The organism is Faecalibacterium faecis, assembly GCF_040096475.1.
Lineage (GTDB): Bacteria > Bacillota > Clostridia > Oscillospirales > Ruminococcaceae > Faecalibacterium > Faecalibacterium taiwanense.
The window spans coordinates 112,211-135,391 of sequence record NZ_JBBMEP010000007.1; the positions used below are offsets into that span (position 1 = coordinate 112,211).

At 56.0% G+C, this 23,181-nt stretch carries 17 protein-coding genes and 1 other annotated feature; of the genes, 12 read left to right on the forward strand and 5 right to left on the reverse strand.

Going from position 1 to position 23,181, the window contains the following annotated elements; translation table 11 throughout:
* Positions 1-137: 137 nt before the first annotated feature.
* The 4 genes from galT to htpG all read right to left on the reverse strand — a co-directional run bounded on the left by galT (position 138) and on the right by htpG (position 6,446).
* Positions 138-1,637 carry a UDP-glucose--hexose-1-phosphate uridylyltransferase gene (gene galT / locus WMO17_RS05300; RefSeq protein ID WP_097775378.1) on the reverse strand — a complete coding sequence of 500 codons (1,500 nt, stop codon included), beginning with the start codon at positions 1,635-1,637 and terminating at the stop codon, positions 138-140.
* Complete coding sequence (locus WMO17_RS05305; protein WP_349137599.1) at positions 1,634-2,920, reverse strand: galactokinase; 1,287 nt, start codon at positions 2,918-2,920, stop codon at positions 1,634-1,636. Before WMO17_RS05305 ends, galT begins: the two co-directional genes overlap by 4 nt.
* Before the next feature lie 335 nt (positions 2,921-3,255).
* Positions 3,256-4,359: a 5-bromo-4-chloroindolyl phosphate hydrolysis family protein gene (locus WMO17_RS05310; protein ID WP_207698974.1), complete on the reverse strand. Its 1,104-nt coding sequence runs from the start codon at positions 4,357-4,359 to the stop codon at positions 3,256-3,258.
* 158 nt (positions 4,360-4,517) lie between these two features.
* Positions 4,518-6,446 carry a molecular chaperone HtpG gene (gene htpG, locus WMO17_RS05315; protein WP_097781712.1) on the reverse strand — a complete coding sequence of 643 codons (1,929 nt, stop codon included), beginning with the start codon at positions 6,444-6,446 and terminating at the stop codon, positions 4,518-4,520.
* A 202-nt stretch (positions 6,447-6,648) separates the two neighbouring features.
* Between htpG and WMO17_RS05320 the strand changes: the two genes are divergently transcribed.
* The 3 genes from WMO17_RS05320 to WMO17_RS05330 all read left to right on the forward strand — a co-directional run bounded on the left by WMO17_RS05320 (position 6,649) and on the right by WMO17_RS05330 (position 8,549).
* Positions 6,649-7,428: an alpha/beta hydrolase gene (locus WMO17_RS05320; RefSeq protein WP_207698973.1), complete on the forward strand. Its 780-nt coding sequence runs from the start codon at positions 6,649-6,651 to the stop codon at positions 7,426-7,428.
* A gap of 114 nt (positions 7,429-7,542) precedes the next feature.
* Positions 7,543-7,983, forward strand: a complete 441-nt coding sequence (locus WMO17_RS05325; RefSeq protein ID WP_005945935.1) for a hypothetical protein — start codon at positions 7,543-7,545, stop codon at positions 7,981-7,983.
* 35 nt (positions 7,984-8,018) lie between these two features.
* On the forward strand, positions 8,019-8,549 hold the full coding sequence (locus WMO17_RS05330) for an HD domain-containing protein (RefSeq protein WP_349137600.1): 531 nt from the start codon (positions 8,019-8,021) through the stop codon (positions 8,547-8,549).
* 78 nt (positions 8,550-8,627) lie between these two features.
* Here the strand turns inward: WMO17_RS05330 and WMO17_RS05335 are convergent, their stop codons facing one another.
* Entirely contained in the window at positions 8,628-9,146 is a 519-nt protein-coding gene (locus WMO17_RS05335) for a GNAT family N-acetyltransferase (RefSeq protein WP_005945939.1), read from the reverse strand.
* Between the two features lie 205 nt (positions 9,147-9,351).
* Here WMO17_RS05335 and WMO17_RS05340 point away from each other — a divergent pair, with 205 nt between their 5' ends.
* The 9 genes from WMO17_RS05340 (at position 9,352) to pheT (ending at position 22,661) form a co-directional block, all read left to right on the forward strand.
* Complete coding sequence (locus tag WMO17_RS05340) at positions 9,352-10,419, forward strand: alpha/beta hydrolase (RefSeq protein WP_291017693.1); 1,068 nt, start codon at positions 9,352-9,354, stop codon at positions 10,417-10,419.
* Positions 10,420-10,440: 21 nt separating this feature from the next.
* Positions 10,441-11,508, forward strand: a complete 1,068-nt coding sequence (locus WMO17_RS05345; RefSeq protein WP_349137601.1) for an alpha/beta hydrolase — start codon at positions 10,441-10,443, stop codon at positions 11,506-11,508.
* Between the two features lie 15 nt (positions 11,509-11,523).
* The gene (locus tag WMO17_RS05350; RefSeq protein WP_349137602.1) at positions 11,524-12,594 is read left to right on the forward strand and encodes an alpha/beta hydrolase; all 1,071 of its coding nucleotides are present in this window, start codon (positions 11,524-11,526) and stop codon (positions 12,592-12,594) included.
* Positions 12,595-12,656: 62 nt separating this feature from the next.
* Positions 12,657-13,994 (forward strand): DNA recombination protein RmuC, encoded by a 1,338-nt coding sequence (locus tag WMO17_RS05355; RefSeq protein WP_097775384.1) that lies wholly within the window; start codon positions 12,657-12,659, stop codon positions 13,992-13,994.
* Positions 13,995-14,123: 129 nt separating this feature from the next.
* Entirely contained in the window at positions 14,124-15,305 is a 1,182-nt protein-coding gene (locus WMO17_RS05360) for an FprA family A-type flavoprotein (protein WP_349137603.1), read from the forward strand.
* A 119-nt stretch (positions 15,306-15,424) separates the two neighbouring features.
* The gene (locus WMO17_RS05365) at positions 15,425-17,050 is read left to right on the forward strand and encodes a glucosyltransferase domain-containing protein (protein ID WP_349137604.1); all 1,626 of its coding nucleotides are present in this window, start codon (positions 15,425-15,427) and stop codon (positions 17,048-17,050) included.
* 46 nt (positions 17,051-17,096) lie between these two features.
* Positions 17,097-18,767, forward strand: coding sequence for a glucosyltransferase domain-containing protein (locus WMO17_RS05370; protein WP_349137605.1), 1,671 nt, complete (start codon positions 17,097-17,099; stop codon positions 18,765-18,767).
* Positions 18,768-18,889: 122 nt separating this feature from the next.
* Positions 18,890-19,128: a binding site (T-box leader), on the forward strand.
* A gap of 80 nt (positions 19,129-19,208) precedes the next feature.
* Positions 19,209-20,231 (forward strand): phenylalanine--tRNA ligase subunit alpha, encoded by a 1,023-nt coding sequence (gene pheS, locus WMO17_RS05375; RefSeq protein WP_005945958.1) that lies wholly within the window; start codon positions 19,209-19,211, stop codon positions 20,229-20,231.
* Between the two features lie 18 nt (positions 20,232-20,249).
* On the forward strand, positions 20,250-22,661 hold the full coding sequence (gene pheT / locus WMO17_RS05380; RefSeq protein WP_349137606.1) for a phenylalanine--tRNA ligase subunit beta: 2,412 nt from the start codon (positions 20,250-20,252) through the stop codon (positions 22,659-22,661).
* The last annotated feature ends 520 nt before the right edge of the window (positions 22,662-23,181 follow it).

A 23,181-nucleotide genomic window follows, 5' to 3' on the forward strand; every position in this document is an offset into this window, starting at 1 on the left:
GCTAATTGGCACGAAAGGCGGCTTTTTTGTGCTGTGTTACGGGACTGAAAACGGCTTGGAATCTCCACTGAACAATAAAAATCCCCCGTCGGCAAGGCATACCGGCGGGGGAAAGGGGGAGAGCGTTTTTTAATAGATTATTGCACGCTTGCAAGGAACCGTACAAAGCCTGCGCGGCCAGCCTCGTCCATTTTATAGACACCGGCATCGGCCAATACCTGAGCGAACACATGGCCCACCTCGTCCTGCAGGATGAGGTGCACGGTGTCGCCGTTCAGTTCCGGGTGGCGGGCAAGAATATCCTCGGCCCACTCGGCGTGCTTCTGCAGTTCTTCCGGGTACTGGCTCACCGGGGTGCGGGCTACCAGTGCATCGGCCAGCTCAAACAGTTCCTTTTTCAGGCGGCTGGGCAGCACGGCAAGGCCCATGACCTCGATCAGGCCGATGTTTTCCTTTTTGATGTGATGCAGCTTTGCATGGGGATGGAACACGCCCAGCGGATGCTCCGGGGTGGTGATGTTGTTGCGCAGCACCAGATCCAGCTGATACTTGCCGTCCCGCATCCGGGCAATGGGGGTGATGGTGTTATGTGGCTCGCCGTCGGTCTCGGCAAAGATGAAGCATTTTTCGTCCGAGTAGCCGCGCCATGCGGTCAGAATTTTATCGGCCAGCTCCACAAGACGGGCATCATCCTCGCTGGTCAGGCGGATGCAGCTCATGGGCCAGTGCACGATACCGGCATCCACATCCTCAAAACCGGGGAAGACCCACTTCTTCTCGACGGGAGCCTTTGCCATAGCGAATTCATAGTGGCCGCCCTGGAAATGGTCGTGGCTGAGAATGCTGCCGCCCACGATGGGCAGGTCGGCGTTGCTGCCCACGAAATAGTGGGGGAACAGGCCCACGAAATCCAGCAGCTTGCGGAAGGTAGCACGCTCGATCTTCATGGGAGTGTGCTGGTTGTTGAACACGATGCAGTGCTCGTTGTAGTAGACGTAGGGGCTGTACTGCAGGTTCCAAGCGCTGTCGTTGATGGTGAGAGGGATGATGCGGTGATTCTCGCGGGCGGGGTGGTTCATGCGGCCTGCATAGCCTTCGTTCTCGGCGCAAAGCTGGCACTTGGGGTAGGCGCTCTGGGGAGCTAGTTTGGCGGCGGCAATGGCCTTGGGGTCTTTTTCGGGCTTCGAGAGGTTGATGGTGATATCCAGATCGCCGTAGGGGGTCTTGGTGACCCATTTCAGGTCGCGTTTGATGCGGTAGCGGCGGATATAATCGGTGTCCTGACTGAATTTATAGAACCAGTCGGTTGCGGCCTGCGGGCCTTCGCTTTCGTAGCGTTCCTCGAAATTGGCGCGCACGATGCTGGGCCGCGGGGTCAATACGCCCATGAGCTTTGTGTCGAACAGGTCGCGGGCGGTGGAGTTGTCCTCGCACACACCGCGGGCAACGGCATCATCTACCAGCGTTTTGAGGATGCTTTCCAGATCGGTATAGCACACCTCGCCCTCCGGCGCGGTAAAGTCGTCCAGCTGCATGGTCATAAGCAGCTGGTTGCGGATGTAAATTTCATCATCGGGCAGGATAAGGCCGGTGTCAAGCCCGTAATTCACGAGCTGCTGAATGGCGGTAGAAATCACAGGACTGCGCCTCCTTCCGGGCGGATGTTCAGCACATGGCAGCGGCCCTCACCAAGGATGGCTTCCATGTGGGCCTTGAAGTCGGCCAGCATTTCCACCGGCACAAAGGCCTGAGCCGTACCGGCAAAGCCGCCGCCGTGCACGCGCACAGCGCCCTTGCCGTTCAGATAATGCTTGGCAGCTGCAATGGTCACGCCCATCTCCTGATGCTCCTTGTAACCGGCGGGGATCACGTTCTGCAGGTATTCCCAGCTGCTGTGGCCGGACTCGTTGACCAGACGCAGGAAAGTGTCAAAATCGCCCTCGCGCAGGGCAGCTACCTGTTTTGCCACGCGGTCGTTATCGGCATAGATATGGAAGGCGCGCAGCACGGCACGGTCGCCGCACTGCTTGCGGCACTCCGGAAGCTTTGCAAGGAAGGTCTCAAACGGCACATCCCGCAGCACTTCGCCGCCGCACACAGCAGCCACGGCGCGGCACTCGGCGGGCACAGCGGCATATTCGTCGGTCAGGTCGGCATGATCTGCGCAGGAATCCAGAATGCACAGGGCAAGGCCTGCCTTGGAGAAATCCACGGCCACCGGCTCCACATCCGGGTGGGCAGGGTCCGCAAAATCAATGGTAATAATGTTGCCAACGCTGGAAGCCATCTGATCCATCAGGCCGCAGGGCTTGCCAAAGTAGACGTTCTCTGCCCACTGGCCGATCTGCGCGATCTCGATGGGGGAGACTTTATCGGTCATGAAGCAGTCATTCAGGATCACGCCGATCAGCACTTCAAAGGCGGCGGAGGAAGAAACGCCGCTGCCCTTGGGTACGTTGGAGGAAATGTACACATCCAGACCGGCCAGCTTTGCGCCGCGCTGACGGAAGGCTTCGCATTCGCCGCGCAGCAGAGAGAGGGTAGTGTTTTCCTCTTCCTTGCGGGCAGCAAGGTCATCAAGGCCGATCACACACAGGTCGTAGCCTTCGCTCTGCACGCGCAGCTGGTTCAGGGTGTTGGGCGCGGCGGCAGCGATCATATCAATATTCACGCTGCCGGCCAGCACGCGGCCATGCTGGTGGTCGGTGTGGTTGCCGCCGATCTCGGTGCGGCCGGGGGCACTGTAAAGACCAGCTTCAGCATGGGGGCCAAAGGTGGCATCCAGACCATTCAGAACAGCTTCGTAGCGGGCAGCCTGTGCAGGAGTTTCTTCGGGCGCACAGCAGTAAAGTGCTGCCAGCCGGGCAGCGTGAGCGCCGCTGGAAAGCTCCTGCTTCCATGCGGAAACAGATTTCATCATAGGATAATCCTCCTTTTGAGCGGGTTGGAACTGCAGTGCAGGGCCGCATACAGGATGCTCTGCACACTTCTGTCCTTATCATATAAAATCCGGACAGAAAAAACCATGTGTTATTGTTGCATCTGGATGAAAAGTTGCAAAAAGACTGAAATTGGCGCACAGAGTGGAATTTGACGGTTGAAATAAAATTAGATATAAAACGGAAAAACCATTGGCAAAAATGCCTGCAAATCCACGGCTTTGCGTGGGACGGACGAGGCCTGCACAACATGGAGATTTGCGCTTTGAAAAAACAGGGAAAAAGCTCATGGGCCTTTTCCCTGTTTCCCAAAATATTATTTTGTAAACTCGTTTCCGGTCAGGCCGTCCATGTTCAGCATCCCTTCCAGTGCGGCCACATCTGCCGAAACGTCCAGTGCGTCGGACTGGAACAGCTTGTCCAGCTGATTTTCAAAGGCGGTCACCAGCAGGTCCATGCTGCGCTCGATGTTCTTTTTGACATCGGCGATGTTTTCCCCCTGCACATCCTGCGCAGGAAGGCTGGCGTAGGTGTTCAGCAGCTTGAGGGCGGTGGGCAGATAGTAGTCCATGAATTTCTGCAGCTGAGCCTTTTTGCCGGGGTCTTGCTTTGCCAGCTCAAAGATGCGGGCACTGACCGCTTCCAGACGGCTGATCTTGGTGGTCATCACGGGGTCCGGGATGGCATCGTTGACCTGCCGCAGCTGCTGCAGAATTGCGGTATATTGGTCCGCTGGTGCAGGTTCTGGGGCGGGCGCAGGCTTCGGTTTCCGGGGCGGCTGGGGAGCCGCGCCGCGCACTACCAGAGTATTGGTGCGGTTATCAATGTAAGCATCTGCACCGAAGTAACCGTGGGAAATAGCACTTTCCACCACGGTGCGGCCCTTTGCGGCATCGATGCCCGCGGCAGCAAACAGCTCGTCCAGCGGAATATTGTCGCGGTCGCCTGCGATCTTGTCCAACAGGCGTTCCAGCTTGCGGGTACGATCCATGCGCAGGCCGGTTAGCAGAGCAGCACCGCCGCCCAGCATCTGGGCAATGGCGGTAAACGCCTCCATCATGCTGTCAGCGCCATCCATGAACAGAGTGCTGAAGCCCGCGAACAGAAAGACAGCACCGCCGATGGTGCACAGGGTGGTAAGGAGTTTGTGACGCTCCTTAGCGTCCTTCTGCTCTTTGGTGGGAACATCGTGGCCGTAAGTTGGCTCGGTTTCCTGCCGGGGTGCCGTCTGCGCAAGGGCGGGGCCGAGGTCGGAACGATAGTCTGCCTGCGCCTGCGCAGCAGCCGTTTCCTCTTTTTCGGCGTTTTTATCGATGCTTTTTAAGATGAACAGCAGCACGCCCAGCGGTGCCGACATGGCAAACACAATAAAGATGGCAATGGTGGGAATGTGGGCAAAATAATGTTTTTTGGGCTGCATGAGCAAAAACCTCTCAATTTATCCTGACTGTCCGGCAAAAGAACAGAAAAAGACCGCGTTCCACTCTATTATAGCGGAGCACGGCCTTTTTGTTAAGGGGGAAATATTGATGTGCGTGGAAGCGGCAGGGGAGTAAGTCTGCTGCCTACCGGAAAAAGTTACTTCATCAGACTGCAGACGGCCTCGGCGTAGGCGGCGGGATCATCCACCGGCAGGCCTTCGATCAGCTGAGCCTGTGCGTACAGCAGAGCACTGTACTTCTTGAGCTTGTCGGTGTCACCGGCCTCCTGTGCGGCCTTGAGCACGGCAAACACGGGGTGGTTGACATTCAGTTCCAGAACCTTATCGCTCTTTACGCCTTCGCTGCCGGGCTGCTTGGACAGCACTTTTTCCATCTCAATGGACAGCGGGCCGTCAGCACTCAGGCACACAGGGTGATCCTTCAGGCGGGTAGAGACCTTGACCTCTTTCACCTTGCCGTCCAGTGCGTCCTTCATGGCATCGAACAGGTTCTTGTTCTCAGCGGTAGCGTCCTCGGCGGCCTTCTTCTCTTCCTCGGTCTCAAGGCCCAGATCACCGCTGTTGACATTCTTGAACTCCACGGTGCCGTCCTTGCCTTCGGCATCCTTGCGGGGATAGGTGCGCAGGATCTGCAGGCAGAACTCATCCACATCCTCGGTCAGCAGCAGGACGTCATAGCCCTTATCCATGACCAGTTCAGCGGCGGGCAGCTTTGCCAGACGGTCGGTAGAATCACCGGCAGCGAAGTAGATATACTTCTGCTCAGCGGGCATCTTGTCTACATACTCCTGCAGAGTGACCATCTTCTGCTCCTTGGCAGACCAGAACAGCAGCAGGTCGCGCAGCAGCTCGGCGTGCATGCCGTAGTCGGAGTAAGCACCGAACTTGATCTGACGGCCGAACTCTTTCCAGAATTCCTCGTACTTCTCGCGGTCATTGGCCAGCATGGCGTGCAGCTCGTTCTTGATCTTTTTTTCCAGAGCGTTGTGGATCAGCTTGAGCTGGTTGTCCTTCTGCAGCATCTCGCGGCTGATGTTCAGGCTCAGATCCTGACTGTCCACAATGCCCTTGACGAAGCTGAAGTAATCGGGCAGCAGGTCGGCGCACTTCTCCATGATGAGCACGCCGGATGCGTACAGGGCCAGACCCTTTTCATAATCCTTGGTGTAGAAGTCGTAGGGACGGTGGCTGGGCACGAACAGCAGGGCATTATAATTTGCAGTGCCCTCGGTGCGGCTGACGATGACGCGGGCGGGGTCGGTATAATCACCAAACTTTTCCTTATAGAAATTCGCGTACTCCTCGTCGGTCACTTCGCTCTTCTGCTTTTTCCAGATGGGCACCATGCTGTTCAGAGTTTCCAGCTCGGTGTAAGTCTCCCATTCGGGCTTATAATCCTCCGGCTTGGGATCGGGTTCCGGCTTCTGGCGCTCGTGCTGGCGCTCCATCTGGATGGGATAGCGCACATAGTCGCTGTACTTCTTCACGATGGCCACGATGCCGTACTCATCGAGGAAGTTGTCGTAGTGGTCCGTCTCAGTATCCGGCTTGATGTGCAGGATGATCTGGGTGCCTGCGGTGTCCTTCTGGGCGGGGGTCATTTCGTAGCCGTCCACACCGGAGGACTCCCACTGCCATGCTTCATCCGAGCCATAAGCCTTGGAAATGACGGTGACTTTATCGGCTACCATGAAGGAAGAGTAGAAGCCGACACCAAACTGACCGATGATATCGATGTTCTCGTCCTTGTTGTCCTTCTTGAAATCCAGAGAACCGGAGTGAGCAATGGTGCCCAGATTCTGCTCAAGTTCCTCTTTGGTCATGCCGATGCCGTTATCCTCAATGGTCAGGATGCGGTTCTCCTTATCGCGGGTGATGAGGATGCGGAAATCGCCCTTGTTCATGCCCACAGAAGGATCGGTCAGGCTCTTATAATAGAGCTTATCGATGGCATCCGATGCGTTGGAGATCAGCTCGCGCAGGAAAATTTCCTTATTGGTGTAGATGGAGTTGATCATCATATCCATCAGCTTTTTGCTTTCAGCCTGAAATTCTTTCTTAGCCATAATGCAAAACCTCTTTTTATCTGTATTCGGCACCAAGCACTCGGAATAGGATATTGCTTTTGAATACTTAGCACTCGTAACTTTCGAGTGCTAATATACACCGACGAAAAGCAAAAATCAAGGGCTTTCATAAAAAGTTTAAAAAATGGTTCGTTTTGTGCTATAATGAACCGCAAAGGATGCTGTAAAAGGAGGAAATATCATGCAGCTGAAACAGCTGGAACTGGCCGGCGGTGGGACACTGACCGTTTATCTGCGTGATTGCTGTGAGCGGATGCCGAATGTGCTTGACCGGCCATTGGTGCTGGTGGTGCCCGGCGGCGGCTATACCCATGTGAGTGCCCGCGAGGGCGACCCGGTGGCGCTGCAGTTTGCGGCGGCGGGGTACCACACCGCTGTGCTGGACTACGCCATCTGCGAAAAGGCAAAGGACTACATGCCGCTGCGCCAGCTGGCCGAGGCTATCGGTCTTGTGCGACAGCACGCGGCCCAGTGGCATATCCTGCCGGAAAAAATTGCCGTGTGCGGCTTTTCAGCGGGCGGCCACCTGGCCCTTTCCGGTGCTGTGCTGGACATTCCCGGCGAAGCGGCCCAGCCCCGGCCCAATGCGGTCATTCTGGGCTATCCGGTGGTCACGGCAGGGCAGTATGCCCACCGCGGCAGCTTTGTGCAGCTGGCGGGCAGCGCCGACCCGGCGGCACAGCAGGTGTTCGGGCTGGAGGATAAGATCACGCCGCAGACGCCGCCGGTGTTCGTATGGACCACCATGGAGGATGCCACCGTTCCGGTGGAGAACACCCTGATGCTGGTGAACGCTCTGCACCGGGCGGGTGTGCCATGCGAGGCACATCTGTTTGAAAAGGGGGTGCACGGTACCAGCATCAGCACGGCAGAGGTGGACCAGCCCAGCCGCCACCGGCATCACTGGGTGGAACTGGCAGTGGAATGGCTGGAAGACACTTTTGCCTTTTCCGTCTGTTAAGTCTGGATATATTTGAACGAACCTACAAAAAATTCACAATTAAACTGTTGACTTGCATAAGCCTTTGACGTATACTGGTCAGCAGGGACAAACTAAAGGAAGAAGGAAATACCTATGGTTATGGACCCGACCCTGCCGCGCATCTCTGTGCGCGACCTGATGATGCAGGCTTTTCTCACCGGATGGGAGCTTTCGGACAAGACGGTCTCGCAGGACGAATACCTGCAAAGCTCCATTCAGGTGATCGAAATGCTGCAGGTGGAACCGGAAAACCTTTATGCCGAAGAAGGCCTTGGCCTGCCGGACGGCGAAGAAGTGGATCATCTGGACGACTGGCTGCGTGCCGACGGCCAGTGGCTGTACTACGGTGTAGAGGAAGAAAATTTCTTCCTGATCCAGTGGTACCCGGACGAAGCCGCCGCAAAGGCAAAACTGGCCCAGCTGGAAGAACTGGGCGACGGCAAGCAGTATCTGGTAGATTTTTCCCTCAAGCGGGAGAACCCTTCCAGTGCAGAGAACTTCGGCAATTCCAATCCGGTCCAGCTCCGCTCCTGAAAACATCACCTTAAAGCGAAAGGAAATTTTGCAGCATGCAGCTTTCTGAGATCGAGCGCGAACAGCTTTATGCCATCGTTGAAAAATACGATCATCACCCGGAGGTGCAGCGGATGCGGGAGTACATCCAGCACGGTTCTGTCACCACCTACCAGCATTGCAAGAATGTGGCGCTGGTGAGCTTTTGGCTCAACCGCCGTCTGCATCTGCACGCTGACGAGACCTCGCTGGCAGTGGGTGCCCTGCTGCATGATTTTTATCTGTACGACTGGCACACCACCGGTACCTTTCACGGCCTGCGCCGCCTGTTTGAGATGCACGGCTTCTCCCATCCGGGTTATGCCTGCGTCAATGCAAAGCGGGTGTTCAGCATTACCAGAAAGGAACAGAGCATCATTGCAAGCCACATGTGGCCGCTGACCTTCCGTCATGTGCCCACCTGCCGCGAAGCAGTCATCGTCTGTCTGGCCGATAAGTACTGCGCCGTGGTGGAAAGCATGTTCCAGCGTTCCCGCGCCGGTGCCGTGGTGGACGGCAGCGTGGACATCGACGGCGAAGAGTGGTAAGCCTGTTTTTACCTTTATCATTTTATCAATGGACAAAAAAGAACTCCGCAGCCTCAGGGCGCGGAGTTCTTTTGCATCTTATAGCTTTTTATAGCCTTCCGGTTCATTGGCGGCAGCGCGGTATTCCATTAAGAATGTGTCCAGCCAGCGGCCGTGACAGTCGCGGGCAATGCGTTCCCGGCGGCCCACTAAGCGAAAGCCGCATTTTGTGTGCAGGGCGCGGCTGGCAGCGTTGTCCTGCAGCACGGTGGACTGCAGTGTCCAGTAGCCGGCCTTTTCTGCCTGATGGCACAGCTCGGTCAGCAGGTGATAGCCAAGGCCATGGCCCCGGAACTGCTCACCCACGTAAATACTCACCTCGGCAACGCCGCGGTAGCACCAGCGCGGGTCCACCCGGCGCAACGCCGTCCACCCGGCGATCACGCCGTCGGCCAGCAGTACCAGTCGGCATTCTTTTGCGTGGGAAGCATCCCACGCAGAATACGGCGGACAGGTGGTCTGAAAAGTGGCATGTTCTGTAGCAATGCCCTCCAAATAAATTCTGGAAACAGCGCTCCAGTCTTCCGGCTCCATGGGCCGGATCTCGATTTTACTCATATTTCGATCCCGGCGGAAAGTGCATAGCTTTCCGCGCCCTCAACTCTCAAAAATATCCGGCTCCAGTATAGCAGAATTTGCGGTGCGGTACAAGCGCCGTACTGCACAGAAATTTCTTTGACAAGCGGAAGGTTTGTGATACAATAAATCATAACAAAGAAAAGCACGGCAGGATACGCCGCTGCAGAATGGAGGATGTCCCAAAATGAAGTGGATCAGAACGATGGTGTGCGCGCTGGGAATGCTGGCGTGCGTATCGCTTTCGGCATTTGCTGCAGAGTACGGCGAGCCGAACATCACAACAAAGACGACCATGAAAGAGCTGCGGGAGAACCCCAGCATCAAAGGCTCCGGCTACTATACCTACTGCAACGAATGGATCGAGGGCAGCACGCAGTACGATGATACGCCCATTGAGGGCTATGTAAGCTACGCGGCTGCCGAGGATGCCGCCGAAGGCATGAACCTTGTGATCGAAAACTACAACAGGGGCGTACAGATCACATGGCAGGTGTATACCCCGGAAGAAATTGCGGAAAATTCTTCTCTGGGCATGGTGCAGCTGTATTATTTCCCGGCTAAAACAGCCAACGCAAAGTACGCCATCGTGGTGCCCGGCAACGGTGGCAACACCACCGCAGAGCTGAACGAGGGTGCATCCATTGCCAACCAGCTGCACGAGCTGGGCTATGCGGCTTTTGTGCTGCGGTACCGCTCTTTCCTGAATGCATCCGATAATGCGCCACTGTACGATATTGCCAATGCCGTAAAGTACCTGACCGAAAATGCAGATCAGTTTGGCGTTCAGCGCGAAAACTATGCGCTGATGGGCTTTTCTTCCGGCGGACACATCGTGGGCCTGATCGGCTCAGACAACGAAAAGTTCGGCTATAAGGCATTTGGCCTCCCACAGCCTGCGGCGCTGCTGCTGGGTTACCCCATCAACGATTTCTTTGAGGTGAAGCCGCTATATCAGCTGGCCATTGACCCGCTGGTGCTTGGCTGGCGTTACTACTGGGCCGATATTTCGGATGTGGTGAACGAAAACTTTACCCCTACCTATTTCTTCTACGGCAAAAATGATCTTTATATGCAGCGCATGTGCTACTCCCAGCAGGGGCCGCTGCTGGAGCGCAAGCTCCGGGAGAGCGGGGCTGTTTATGAGTGCCATGTGTACGAGAACGCACCCCACGCCATTGGCCCGGGCCGCCACACCGATGCGGACGGCTGGATCCGGCAGGCAACGGCATTCTGGGAAAAACAGTGTAAATAAAGAGATAAACGGGGGATTGCTGTGAGAAAACGATTGCGCACGGTGATGTTTGGTATTGGCCTGATGATCCTGCTGGCACAGCCGGCGTTTGCGGAGGAGCTTGGTCAGGCCAACATCACACCGGACATGACGATGCAGGAGATCCGCAGCAACCCTGTGATGCAGCAGAGCGGGCTGTTTTTGTATGGCTCCTTCGGCGAGGGGACCCAATGGACCCGCAGCCGACTGGAAAACCAGACCCTGCAGGAATACGCATGGGGGCAGACGGTGCCGGAAACAACGGCGGCGCTGAACCTTGCGGTACAGAATGTGAAGGACGGAGTTCAGGTGACGTGGCAGGTCTACAGCCCGGAGGAGACCGAGGTGGATCCTTCGCTCGGATGCGTACAGCTGTTTTATTTTCCGGGAAGCGATCCCGATGGCAAATATGCGATCGTGATGGGCGGCAATGCGCTGACCATCAACGGCACATTTGGCGAGGGCCTGCCGACAGCGTGGGAACTGCATGAAAAAGGCTATACCGTGTTTGTTCTGCGCTACCGCGCATGGACCGACCTTGGCGACAATGCACCGCTGCAGGATCTTGGCAATGCGGTGAACTTTATTACCGCCCATGCGGAACAGCTCCGGGTGCAGCCGGAGGATTACGCGATCGTTGCCTACTCGTCCGGCGCGCAGGTCGCGGGCATATTTGCCAACCAGAAGCGCGGCTACGGAGCCTTTGGTGCCCAGAAGCCGGGCGCACTGATTCTGGGGTACCCGATCGTTGATTTCTCTATTATAAAGCCGGTGTATCACATCGTATATGATCCGACCGCATGCGGATGGCGCTATTACTGGACCGACCTGAATCAGGCAGTGGATGACGATTACCCGCCGGTTTATTTCTGGCGGGGCGACAATGACACGATCCTCGGGCCGGACACAAGCTTTTACGAAGCGTTTGAACAGGCTCTGCAGAAACACGGTGTGGCGTACCAGAGAACGGCCTTTGCGGATGCACCCCATGCGGTCTCGATTGGCCGCGGCACGGCTGCGGATGGATGGCTGGATGAAGCCGCTGCCTTCTGGGAGGAACAGGTCGGCTGAAAAGGAGATGTTGAGTTGAAACACAGGATATGCACCGCAGCAGCCTGTATCTGTCTGCTGCTGATGATGGCGCTGCCCGCATTTGCAGCAGAGTATGGCGAGCCGGATATCACGCCGCAGACCACCATGGGCGAGATCCGCTCGAACCCCAGCATCCTTGGCGCAGGCGTTTGGACCTATTCCAAGGAGCAGAACCTGCCCGGCACCGAGGACTGGTGCAATGACCAGACGCTGGAAAAATATGTGAGCAGCCATGTGGCACAGGATTGTGCCGATGGTCTGAACCTGCTCATCCGCAATTACAATGCGGGCGTGCAGATCACCTATAAGCTCTACTCGGAGCAGGAGATCGCCGAGGACAGCTCCCGCAACAATGTGGAGTTCTATTACTACCCGGCCAGCACGCCGGATGCAAAGTATGCGCTGGTGCTCTCCGGCAACATCTTCAACCGCACGGCAGAGTTAAAGGAGTGCATCTCCACAGCTTACCAGCTGCACCAGAAAGGCTATGCGGTGTTCGTGATGCGCTACCGCGCCTACCCGGATAACGACAACAACAGCCCCATGGAGGACATTGCACGGGCGGTGAAGTACATCACCGGCCACGCACAGCAGTTCGGTGTGCAGACGGAAAGCTACGCCCTGATCGGCTATTCTTCCGGCGGACATCTGGCGGGCCTGTTTGCATCGGACGCTCTGGGCTATAAAAACTATGGCCTGCCCAAGCCCGGCGCAGTGATCCTGGCGTATCCCATCGTGCAGTTTTCCGAGAGCACACCGATCTACCGTGTGGGCATCGACCCCTTTGTGTGCGGCCGGTTCTACTATGAATACAGCCTTGCCGACCTGATCACAGAGGACTATCCGCCGGTGTACTTCTGGTATGGCAGGGATGACCTGACCTTGAACCTGCTGTGCTGGCCGCTGCAGGGGCCGGCCCTCAGCAAGGCACTGGCCGCGCATGGCGTACCTTACAAAGAAGTGGTATATGACCACGCAGCCCATGGCATCGGCCTTGGCCGCGGCACGGCTGCGGATGGCTGGCTGGACGAAGCCGCTGCCTTCTGGGAAGAACAGACAAAATAATATAAAGTACGCAGATCCGGGCTTTGCAGCTGCACAGCCCGGATTTTGCAATAGGAGACATTATGGAATTTTTAGCGTTTCTTTACACGGTGCTTCTGGTGGCCATCTGCCTGATGATGGCCCTGCTGCTGTACCGCTCGGCAAAGCCTGCCGCAAACCGGGACGATGCAGAACGGAAGGAATGGCTGCGTCAGCAGCTGGAAGCGCAGAACCGCCAGATGGACGCGAAGCTGGCAGAGATGGCGCAGCAGAACCTTGCCGCTATGGGCCACATCAGTGAAACGCTGCAGGCCTCGGTGCAGAGCATGAGCACCGCCCTTGCCGCAGGGCAGGGCACTCAGCAGCAGACCATGGAGCAGCGCCTGCAGGGGCTGGAAGCCTCCAACGCCCGCAAGCTGGAAGAGATGCGCCGCACCCTTGCCGAGGGCATGACTGCCCTGCAGGCCCAGAACGCCCAGAAGCTGGACGAGATCCGCCATACGGTGGACGAACAGCTGCAGGATGCATTGCAGAAGCGGGTGACCGAAAGCTTCAAGGCGGTGAACGACCAGCTGGAACAGGTGTACAAGGGTCTTGGCGAAATGCAGAACCTTGCCGCTGATGTGGGCGGGCTGAAACAGGTGCTTTCCGGTGTGAAGACCCGCGGTATTCTGGGTGAGATCCAGCTGGGAGCCATTCTGGAAGAGATCCTTGCCCCGGAACAGTACGACACCAACGTGGCCACCATTCCGGGCAGCACCCAGCGGGTGGAGTACGCCATCCGGATGCCCGGCGCGGACGGCGGCACGGTGTGGCTGCCCATCGACTCCAAGTTCCCCGGCGACACCTATGCCCATTTACAGGATGCGCAGGCATCCGGCGACGCACAGGCCGTGGAGAACGCCCGCCACGCACTGGAGCTGGTGCTGCGGGCCGAGGCCAAGGACATCCGGGAAAAATATGTGGAGCCGCCCTACACCACGGCGTTCGGCATCCTGTTCCTGCCCTTCGAGGGTTTGTATGCCGAGGTGGTGAACGCGGGCCTGCTGGAAGTGCTGCAGCGGGACTATCAGGTGAACATTGCAGGCCCCAGCACCATGGCAGCGCTGCTCAACAGCCTGCAGATGGGCTTCAAGACCCTTGCCATCCAGAAGCGCTCCGGTGAGGTATGGCAGCTGCTGGGTGCGGTGAAGACCGAATTTGACAAGTTCGGGCAGGGACTTTCCAAGATGCAGCAGCGCCTGCGCCAGACCGACGAAGAGCTGGATAATCTCATTGGCGTGCGCAGCCGTGCCATCAGCCGCAAGCTGCGCGCGGTGCAGACCATGGACGAAAGCGCTGCTGCCGCTCTGCTGGAACTGGATGCTGAGCCGGGCAAACCGGTGGCGGCACGTCTGCCGGAGAATGGGGAAGAGCTCTGATGTGCAGAATATTCCCACGTTATCCCTTGCGATTTTTCTGACGATGTGGTATGATAGGAACTGTTCTCAGAAACAACCGCCGCAGAAACGCGGCACTGCATAAAAATATAAATAAGGAGACCGAGCATTATGAGCGTAAACAAGATCAGTGAAGCCATTTTGGGCGTTGGCGTGGATGATACCACCATCGACCTGTTCGAGAGCCAGTATCCGGTGCCCACCGGCGTGAGCTATAATTCCTATGTCATTCTGGACGAAAAGACCGCCGTTCTGGACACGGTGGATGCCCGCGCTACCGAGCCGTGGCTGGAAAACCTGACTGAAGCTCTGGCAGGCCGTAAGCCGGATTATCTGGTGGTCTCCCACATGGAGCCGGACCACGGTGCCAACATTGCAAAGCTGGCGGCACTCTATCCTGAGATGCAGGTGGTGGGCAACGCCAAGACTTTCCTGTATATGGATCAGTTCTTTGGTGCTGATGCTGTGGCAAAGGAGCGCCGCGTGGTGGTGAAGGACGGCGAGAGCCTGAGCCTTGGCACCCACACCCTGACCTTTGTGTTTGCCCCCATGGTGCACTGGCCGGAGGTCATGGTCAGCTATGAATCCACCGAAAAGGTGCTGTTCTCCGCGGATGGCTTCGGTCGCTTTGGTGCTGTGGCAAAGTTTGACGAAAAGGCCGACTGGGCCAGCGAAGCCCGCCGCTACTACCTGAACATCGTGGGGAAATACGGCCCGCAGGTGCAGGCACTGCTGAAAAAGGCCGCGGCTCTGGACATCCAGACCATCTGCCCGCTGCACGGCCCGGTGCTGACCGGCGATCTGGGCAAGTATCTGAACTACTACGACATCTGGTCCAGCTACAAGCCCGAGGAGCCGGAAAAAATCCTTGTGGCAAGTGCTTCCATCCACGGCCACACCCGTGCAGCAGCCCACCTCATGGCCGAAAAGCTGCGTGCAAAGGGCGCAAAGGTCGTGGAGATGGACCTGACCCGCACCGATGTGTCCTATGCCGTTACAGAAGCCTTCCGCTGCGGAAAGATCGTGCTGGCCTGCGCCACCTACGACGGCTTCCTCTTCCCGCCGATGGAGAATCTGCTGACCCACCTCAAGACCAAGAGCTTCCAGAACCGCACGGTGGGTCTGATGGAGAATGGCACATGGGCACCCATGGCCGCAAAGCTCATGCGCGCCGAGCTGGAAGGCATGAAGAACATCACGGTCTGCGAGAATGTGGTCACCATCCGCAGTGCTGCCAATGCTGCTGCCGAAGCGCAGATGGATGCACTGGCTGCAGAAATCGTGGCAAAATAAAGCACTCTGGAAAAATACGCAAGATCCTCTGCCGACTGCCCGGCAGGGGATTTTTTTATTGAACCATGTGGAAGAGTTTGATATACTGAAAAGCAGAAGTTTATGGATGGAGGAATATCATGTCTGTAAAAATAAAAGCGGATATCAGACACTGGCTGCGGGAGTTGGATAAGAAATATTTCTTTGTGATGCTGGGCTTTGCGGTGATGGTCTATTTTCCGCTGATCAGCTTGAAGCTGACGAACACAGTGGATGGTCTGTGGACAACGGCTGAGTACATGGCGGGAGCATGGGAGCTTTCCAACGGACGATGGCTTTGGCTGGTGACCAGTTTTCTGCGTTTCAGTCTGCAGCTAGAACCCATCAATGCGGTGGTGTGCTTGGTGCTGGTTTCTCTTGGAGTCACCAGGCTTCATATGCTCTTCAAACCGGCATGGATGAGAACATCCTGCATTGACTGGCTCGCAGGTTTATGCTATGTTTCCAATGTTGTGGTCGGGTGCTATCTTTCGTTTCACTTCATTGCACCGGAGTACGGATTTTCGTTTTTCTTTGCAATGCTGGCTACAGAGCACGTGATCCGGGGAAAATCAGCCGTAAGCAGCATTGTGCCGGCAGCGGTGCTTTTGGCACTGAGCCTTGGCCTGTACCAGACGAACCTTGCCTGTTTCTGTCTGGTGCTGCTGGCCTATTTTCTCCTACTACTTTTCCAGAATGGAGAAAAACAAAAGATTCGGGAATATATTTGCAAAAGCCTGGCAAGTGCTGCATCCGGCGCAGTGCTGTATCTGCTGATCTTAAAGATTACACTGTGGGCGACGGGAACGGCGATGGCCGATTACCAGGGTGGTGCAGATATTTCAGTGTCTGGAATTCTGAAAAATCTTCCTTCCAGCGTTGCAAAGTGCTATGAGCTTTTTTATCGGTATTTCTTTGGCACCCTTGTAAAACACAATATGCTGCAGGAAACTGCAGTTGTATTTGTTTTGATTTTTTGTGTGGTGGGTGCCGCGCTTGCGTGCAGACTGGTTCGGCTCATACGCCGGAAGGATTGGGAAAACACTTTCTATGGCACAGCAGCGCTGCTGGTGCTGCCCATGATGTGCACGGTATTTATGGTGGCAACCTCGCAGGCGTCGTTTTATATTCCCATGTCCGGAGGTCTGGCCTTGTTCCTGCCGGTCTGTTTCTGGCTATTGGACAGCAGCCGGGAGGGAGAAACAGCCTGTGATGCGTTCCGCAAATGCTGGAATAAAGCAGAAAAAGCACTGATCCTGCTTACGGCGGCTGCTGTCGTTTACGGGAGCGTATTCATGTCGGCTATCGATCAGCAGGCGATGTATGAGGGACGCAAGGCAACAAAACAAATCGCGGACCTTGTGGCCGATGAGCTGGTGGCAGAGGGCTATTATGATTTGCCGGAAAAACTGCCAGTGATGCTGGTAGGCCGCCCCAGTGCAAGCCCACTGTTCCGGACACACGTCATCTATTGGGATGCGAACGACTACGCACAGGTGGGCCTTTTCGAAAAAGAAAATGCCGCTACAATGCGCTATTCATGGAATGCGGTGTTTCGTGACCTCACACCGATGCAGCTGGAGCTGTGCAGTGATGAGGTATATGACGAACTGATCCGGACAGAAGAAATCAAACGAATGCCGACATTCCCTGAGAAAGGCTCCATGCAGGAAATGGACGGTGTATATGTGATCAAAATTTCAGAGGATTATCTGATCGATGAATAACAAATGAGCCTGAGAACATAAAACAGGACAGATGGAGAAAATAACGATGAAAGAAAAAATCGATGTACAGAAACCGGACGACCTTGGGCTGGATATATCGGATCTAAGATATTTTCTGGTGATGCTGCTGTTTTCGGCGGTAGTGTTTTTCCTGCTGATCAGCCAGCGGCTGACCAATACATTTGACGGATTGTGGAACAATACATGGTTCTTCGGCGGCTATTGGCAGGTAGTCACGGGCCGATGGCTCTGGCCGGTGATCGATGCGCTGCGGTTTGGCATCCAGACGGAACCTTTCAATTCATTGCTGACGCTTTCCATGTCGGCGCTGGCTGTCACCCTGCTTCGGAAGTTTTTTACAGAGAAGGATTCTGTCGTGACCTATCTGGCGGGTATGGCTGTTCTGGCCAGCACGGTCACTGGAATACAGCTGTCATATCGGTTTCAGTCGCCGGTGTTTGGCTGCTCATTTTTGTTTTCTGTTCTGGCGGCAGAGCGTGTGGTTCGTGCCGCAGATTTTAGAAAAGCGGTCGTACAGGGAGCACTGCTTCTGGTCATGAGCCTTGCGTGCTATCAGACGAGCCTTGATAACTTTTGTCTGCTCCTGCTGACATATCTTCTGCTGCTTCTGTTCCGCAATGTGGACAGAGAAAAGGTCCATGCCCACATTGGAAGAAGTCTTTGCAGCGCAGCTGCAGGAATGGTTTTGTATTTCCTGCTCACAAAGCTGATCGTATGGGCATGTGGATGGCAGATGGCAAGTTATAATGGAGGAGCGGATGTTTCGGTACTTTCTATACTGAAAAATCTGCCCAATGCCATTGCAGAGACCTACCAACTGTTTGGAGCTTACTTTTTTCAGAATTACTATCGGCATAACATTCTGCAGCCGGTGGGCTTTTTCGTTTTGGTATTTCTGGCGCTGAGCATCGGACTGCTGAACCGCTTCAGAAAAATGCTTCACCGGAAAAATTGGGAATATATCCTTCTGGGAGTGGCAGCGCTGATCGTTTTGCCCATCATGTGCAATGCCATCATGCTGATCACAAGCGAGGCGGTCTGGCTTTTGCAGATGGGCGAAGGATTGAATCTGTTCGTGCCAGTATGTCTGCTGCTGCTTGAAGGGACGCGCACAAATCAGCCTATGGTAAAAAAGTATGTACGTGCTGCCCGGACAGGGGCTGTAGTACTTGCGGTTTTGGTCGTCTATGGCAATGTCTGCTCTGCCGTGATCGATCAGGAAGCTATGTATGAGGGAAGAAAAACACTCAAGAGCATGTCGGATCACATTGCGGACGACCTGATGAGCAGCGGATATTTTGACGATAACGAGCAGCTGCCGGTACTGTTTGTGGGCAGACCCAGCTCGAACTCCAGTTTTATGAAGAGGGAGTATTACCTCTATGCAAATCCGTATGCGCAGATGGGCCGCTTCTGGCTGAACGATTACTCGGCCAGAGCGTCTTGGAAAGCGGTTTTCAGGGATATTACTCCGGCAAAACTCAAGCATTGCTCGGTGGAACAGTATGGGGAACTGTACAGCAGAACAGAGCTGGAACAGATGCCAGTCTATCCGCAGGAAGGATATATCCAGCAGATCGACGGTGTGGTCGTGGTAAAAATTTCAGATGATTACAAAGTTGATAAAGAGTTTGCGCCACTAATCAACCTGGGAGAATTGTTTCAGCTCATAATGGATGACATAAACGATTCATAATGGCTGCGGCTTTGTGAAAAAACCTCCACCGAACGCGATTTTTGCGGAAAGTGGCTGCACAGCCCTTGCAAACTGTCCCGAAATGTGGTAACATAGCTCTTGGTTATAAAACCTGAATACTCCCAAACGCAGCGACGGAGAGAGTAGGCATGGCGTACACGGCAAAGAGAGAAGCTTCACCGGCTGAGAGGGCTTCCGGGTGTATCTGTGCTGAAGTTCGCTCCTGAGCGGTCTGTGCGAAACAGCAGTAGTACAGAACGGCCACGCCCCGTTACGGCGTTCTGAGAGCTGCCCGGCATCTGTGCACGGGTGGAAACCGGGTGGTACCGCGGAGCTAAGAATCAACGGCTTCGTCCCTTTTGCCTGAGAAATCGGGCAGGGGACGGAGCTTTTTTTGTTGCACTCCGCTCATCAACACGAAGAATAAAGGAGAGAACATCCATGCAAGCAATGATCGACGAGCTGGCAAAACAGGCCGCTGAAAGCCTTGGTCAGGTGTCCGGCAAGGAAACGCTGGCCTCCTTCTGGCAGGAGTACCTCAGCAAAAACGGCAAGATCCCTGCCCTGATGAAGAATCTGCGCACCGTTGCGCCGGAAGAGCGCCCCGCTATGGGCAAGATCATCAATGAACTCAAGGCAAAGGTTCAGGCAGATTACGACGCTGCTGCAGAACAGGTGAAGCAGGCAGAGCTTGCTGCCCGCAATGCTGCGGAGACGGTGGATATCACCCTGCCCGCCAAGACCCGCTCTGTGGGCGGTCTGCACCCGCTGACCCTGATCACCAACCAGATCATCGACGTGTTCTCCGGCATGGGCTTTTCGGTGGGCACCTTCCCGGAGATCGAGGACGACGACCACAACTTTACCCGCCTGAACGTGCCCAAGGATCACCCGGCACGCGACATGCAGGACACCTTCTACCTGTCGGAGGAGTTCCTGCTGCGTACCCAGACTTCCGGCGGCCAGATCCGCACCATGGACGTTCAGAAGCCGCCCATCAAGATCTTGATGCCCGGCCGTGTGTTCCGCTCCGACTCCGACGCCACCCACAGCCCCATGTTCCACCAGATGGAAGGTCTGGTGGTGGATAAGGGCATCACGCTGGGCGACCTGCAGGGCGCCCTGAACACCTTCGTGCAGAAGCTGTTCGGTGCCGACACCCGCACCCGCCTGCGTCCTTCTTACTTCCCGTTCACCGAGCCCAGCGTGGAGGTGGACGTGAGCTGCTTCGAGTGCCACGGCAAGGGCTGCCCGCTGTGCAAGCACACCGGCTGGATCGAGGTGCTGGGCGGCGGCGTTGTCAACCGCAAGGTGCTGGAGAACTGCAATATCGACCCGGACGAGTATTCCGGTTTCGCCTTCGGCATTGGCATCGAGCGTATCGCTATGCTGAAGTATGGCATCAACAACATCGGCCTGATGTTCGAGAACAACCTGCAGTTCCTCAAGCAGTTCCACGAATAAGAGGGGAGAGAAGAGACAATGAAAGTACCTTTCAGCTGGTTAAAAGAATTTGTAGATATCGACGTTACTGCGCAGGAACTGGAGGAAAAGCTCTTCTCCTGCGGCTTTGAGGTCGAAGAGCTGATCCCGCTGGATGCAGGCATCAGCAAGGTGGTCGTCGGCAAGATCGTGGAGATGGAAAAGCAGGAGGGCACCCACCTGACCAAGTGTGTGGTGGACTGCGGCGACTACGGCCACGACATCCGCATCAGCACCGGTGCCACCAACATGAAGCTGGGCGACTGCGTGCCCGCTGCTCTGGATGGCTCCACCCTGCCCGGCGGCATCAAGATCAAGGCCCGCAAGATGCAGGGCGTGGAGTCCAACGGTATGCTGTGCTCCGGCGAAGAGCTGGGCCTGAACGACGATCTGTTCCCGGGCTCTGAGGTCTACGGCCTGCTCATCCTGCCCGAGGATTCTGTCCCCGGCACCGACATTGCTCCCGTGGTGGGTCTGGACGACTATATCTTTGATATCTCCATCACCGCGAACCGCCCGGACTGCCAGTCCGTTCTGGGCATCGCCCGTGAGGTGGCTGCCGTTCTGGGCAAGCCCCTGCACATGCCCGCCATGGACTACAAGGCCGTCTGCGAGCCGGATGCGCCCATCACCGTCAAGGTGGAGGCACCGGACCTGTGCCCCCGCTACATGGCACACTATGTGCGCAACATCCGCATGGGCGAGTCTCCCCGCTGGATGAAGCGCCATCTGGCTCTGTGCGGCCTGCGCTCCATCAGCAATGTGGTGGATATCACCAACCACACCCTGCTGGAAATGGGTCAGCCCATGCACGCCTTTGACCTGAACAAGGTCGCCGGCCGCACCATCGATGTGCGCCGCGCCCATGCGGGCGAAAAAATCGTCACGCTGGATGAGAAGGAGTTCACTCTGAACCCCAACAATCTGGTCATCTGCGATGCCGAAAATCCGGTGGCACTTGCCGGCATCATGGGCGGCGCAAACTCCGGCATGGATGAGAACACCACCAGCCTGCTGTTTGAGTGTGCCACCTTTGCCCGCGATTGCGTGCGTAAGACCAGCCGCGCTCTGGGCCAGAACAGCGACTCTTCTGCCCGCTACGAGAAGGGCGTGGACCGTCACTCTCCTGAACTGGGCCTTGCCCGTGCCCTGCACCTGATCCAGGAGCTGGACTGCGGCGACATCACCACACTGGAATATGACCTGACCGATGGCCGCCCGATGGAGCGCAAGCACATCGTTACCACTCCGGCTAAGATCTGCGGCGTGCTGGGTATCATCGTGCCGGATCAGACCATGATCGACATTCTGCAGCGTCTGGAGTTCACGGTGGATGTACAGGCCGATGGCAGCTGGGACGTGTCCGCACCCCTGTACCGCGAGGACGTGGAGAGCTTCCCGGATCTGGCCGAGGAGGTCATCCGTGAGTACGGCTACGACCACATTGTGCCCACCTTCCTGAACACTGCCTCCGTTACAAACGGCGGTCTGAACTATGACCAGAAGCAGCAGCTCAAGACCAAGCGTTTGCTGGCTGCACAGGGCTTCTATGAGGCCTCCACGCTGGCCTTCTACTCCAACGCAGAACTGGATATGCTGCACATCCCGGCGGATGATGAAGCCCGCAAGGCCATCCGCATCCTGAACCCCATCAGTGAGAATCTGTCCATCATGCGTACCCTGCTGGCTCCCTCCATGCTGAACGTCATTGTGGACAATCTCAAGAAGGGCAACACGGAAGGCCGTCTGTTCGAGATGGCACCGGTGTATCTTGCCAAGGAACTGCCCATCAATGAGCATCCGCACGAGCGCCAGACCCTGTGCATCGGCGCATTCGGCCCTGAAGAAGATTTCTTCACCGTCAAGGGTGCACTGGAAGCACTGGCAGCTGGCTTTGGCCTGAGCTTTGACTACAAGCGCGAGACCACCCCGTGGCTGCACCCCGGCATCAGCGCCGCTGTTTACTGTGGTGACAAGCGTCTGGGCGTGTTCGGCAAGCTGTCCAACGAGATCAACGGCGAGCTGGAAATTGCAAAGGATCAGAAGGACAACCAGAATATCTATCTGGGTGAGCTGGACTACGAGGCTCTGATGTCCTGCGTGGACGGTGAGCTGCGCTATCAGCCGCTCAGTCCCTACGCTGCTGTCAAGCGTGATCTGGCATTGGTCTGCGACGAAAAGATCACCTGCGGCGAGATCGAGGAGACCATCAAGAAGGCCAGCCCTCTGGTGGGTGAAATCAAGCTGTTCGATATCTACCGCGGCGCAAATCTCGGCGAGGGCAAAAAGAGCATGGCATTCACCCTGTCTCTGTCCGACCCGAAGAAGGAAGTCTCTGCGGAAGAAGTAGAGCGCGTGGTCAAGAAGATCCTCGGCAACCTGAAGTTCAAGCTGGGCATCGAGATCCGCTAACTCTATTATAGAAGTAATATAAGGCCGTCTGTGCAGGAATGTGCAGGCGGCTTTTTTGCGTAAAAAGAGAACGTTGAATACAAGAAAATGAACGTTTTTCAGCAGCGCAAGAAAAAAGATGAAAAAACCTGTCAAAAAGTGTTGACAAGGAGGCGGGGGTGTGGTATTATACTTGAGCGCCAAGCGCTGAGGCAAAAGAATGACTTCCAAAGCCTCAGCAGGAAGCCCTTGAAAAGAACCAATAGACGCTGAAAAGCTTTGCGGTTGCGAAAGCAATGAATCGCCCCAGTGGGGCGTTCAAGCAAACGGAGCGGTCTTGCGAAAGCAAGATGGAGGGGTCTCACCCCGACAAGCTCACGGTTGACACTGAGATGCTTGAAGCGCTCCAAGTTCAGAAAGTTCAAAAGCTTCTAAAAAATAAGGCTTGACAAAAAACCACTTCAGTGGTAAAATAAACAGGTCGTCAGCCGCAAGGCTGAGGCGCTACAGGACCTTGAAAATTGAACAATATCGAAAAACT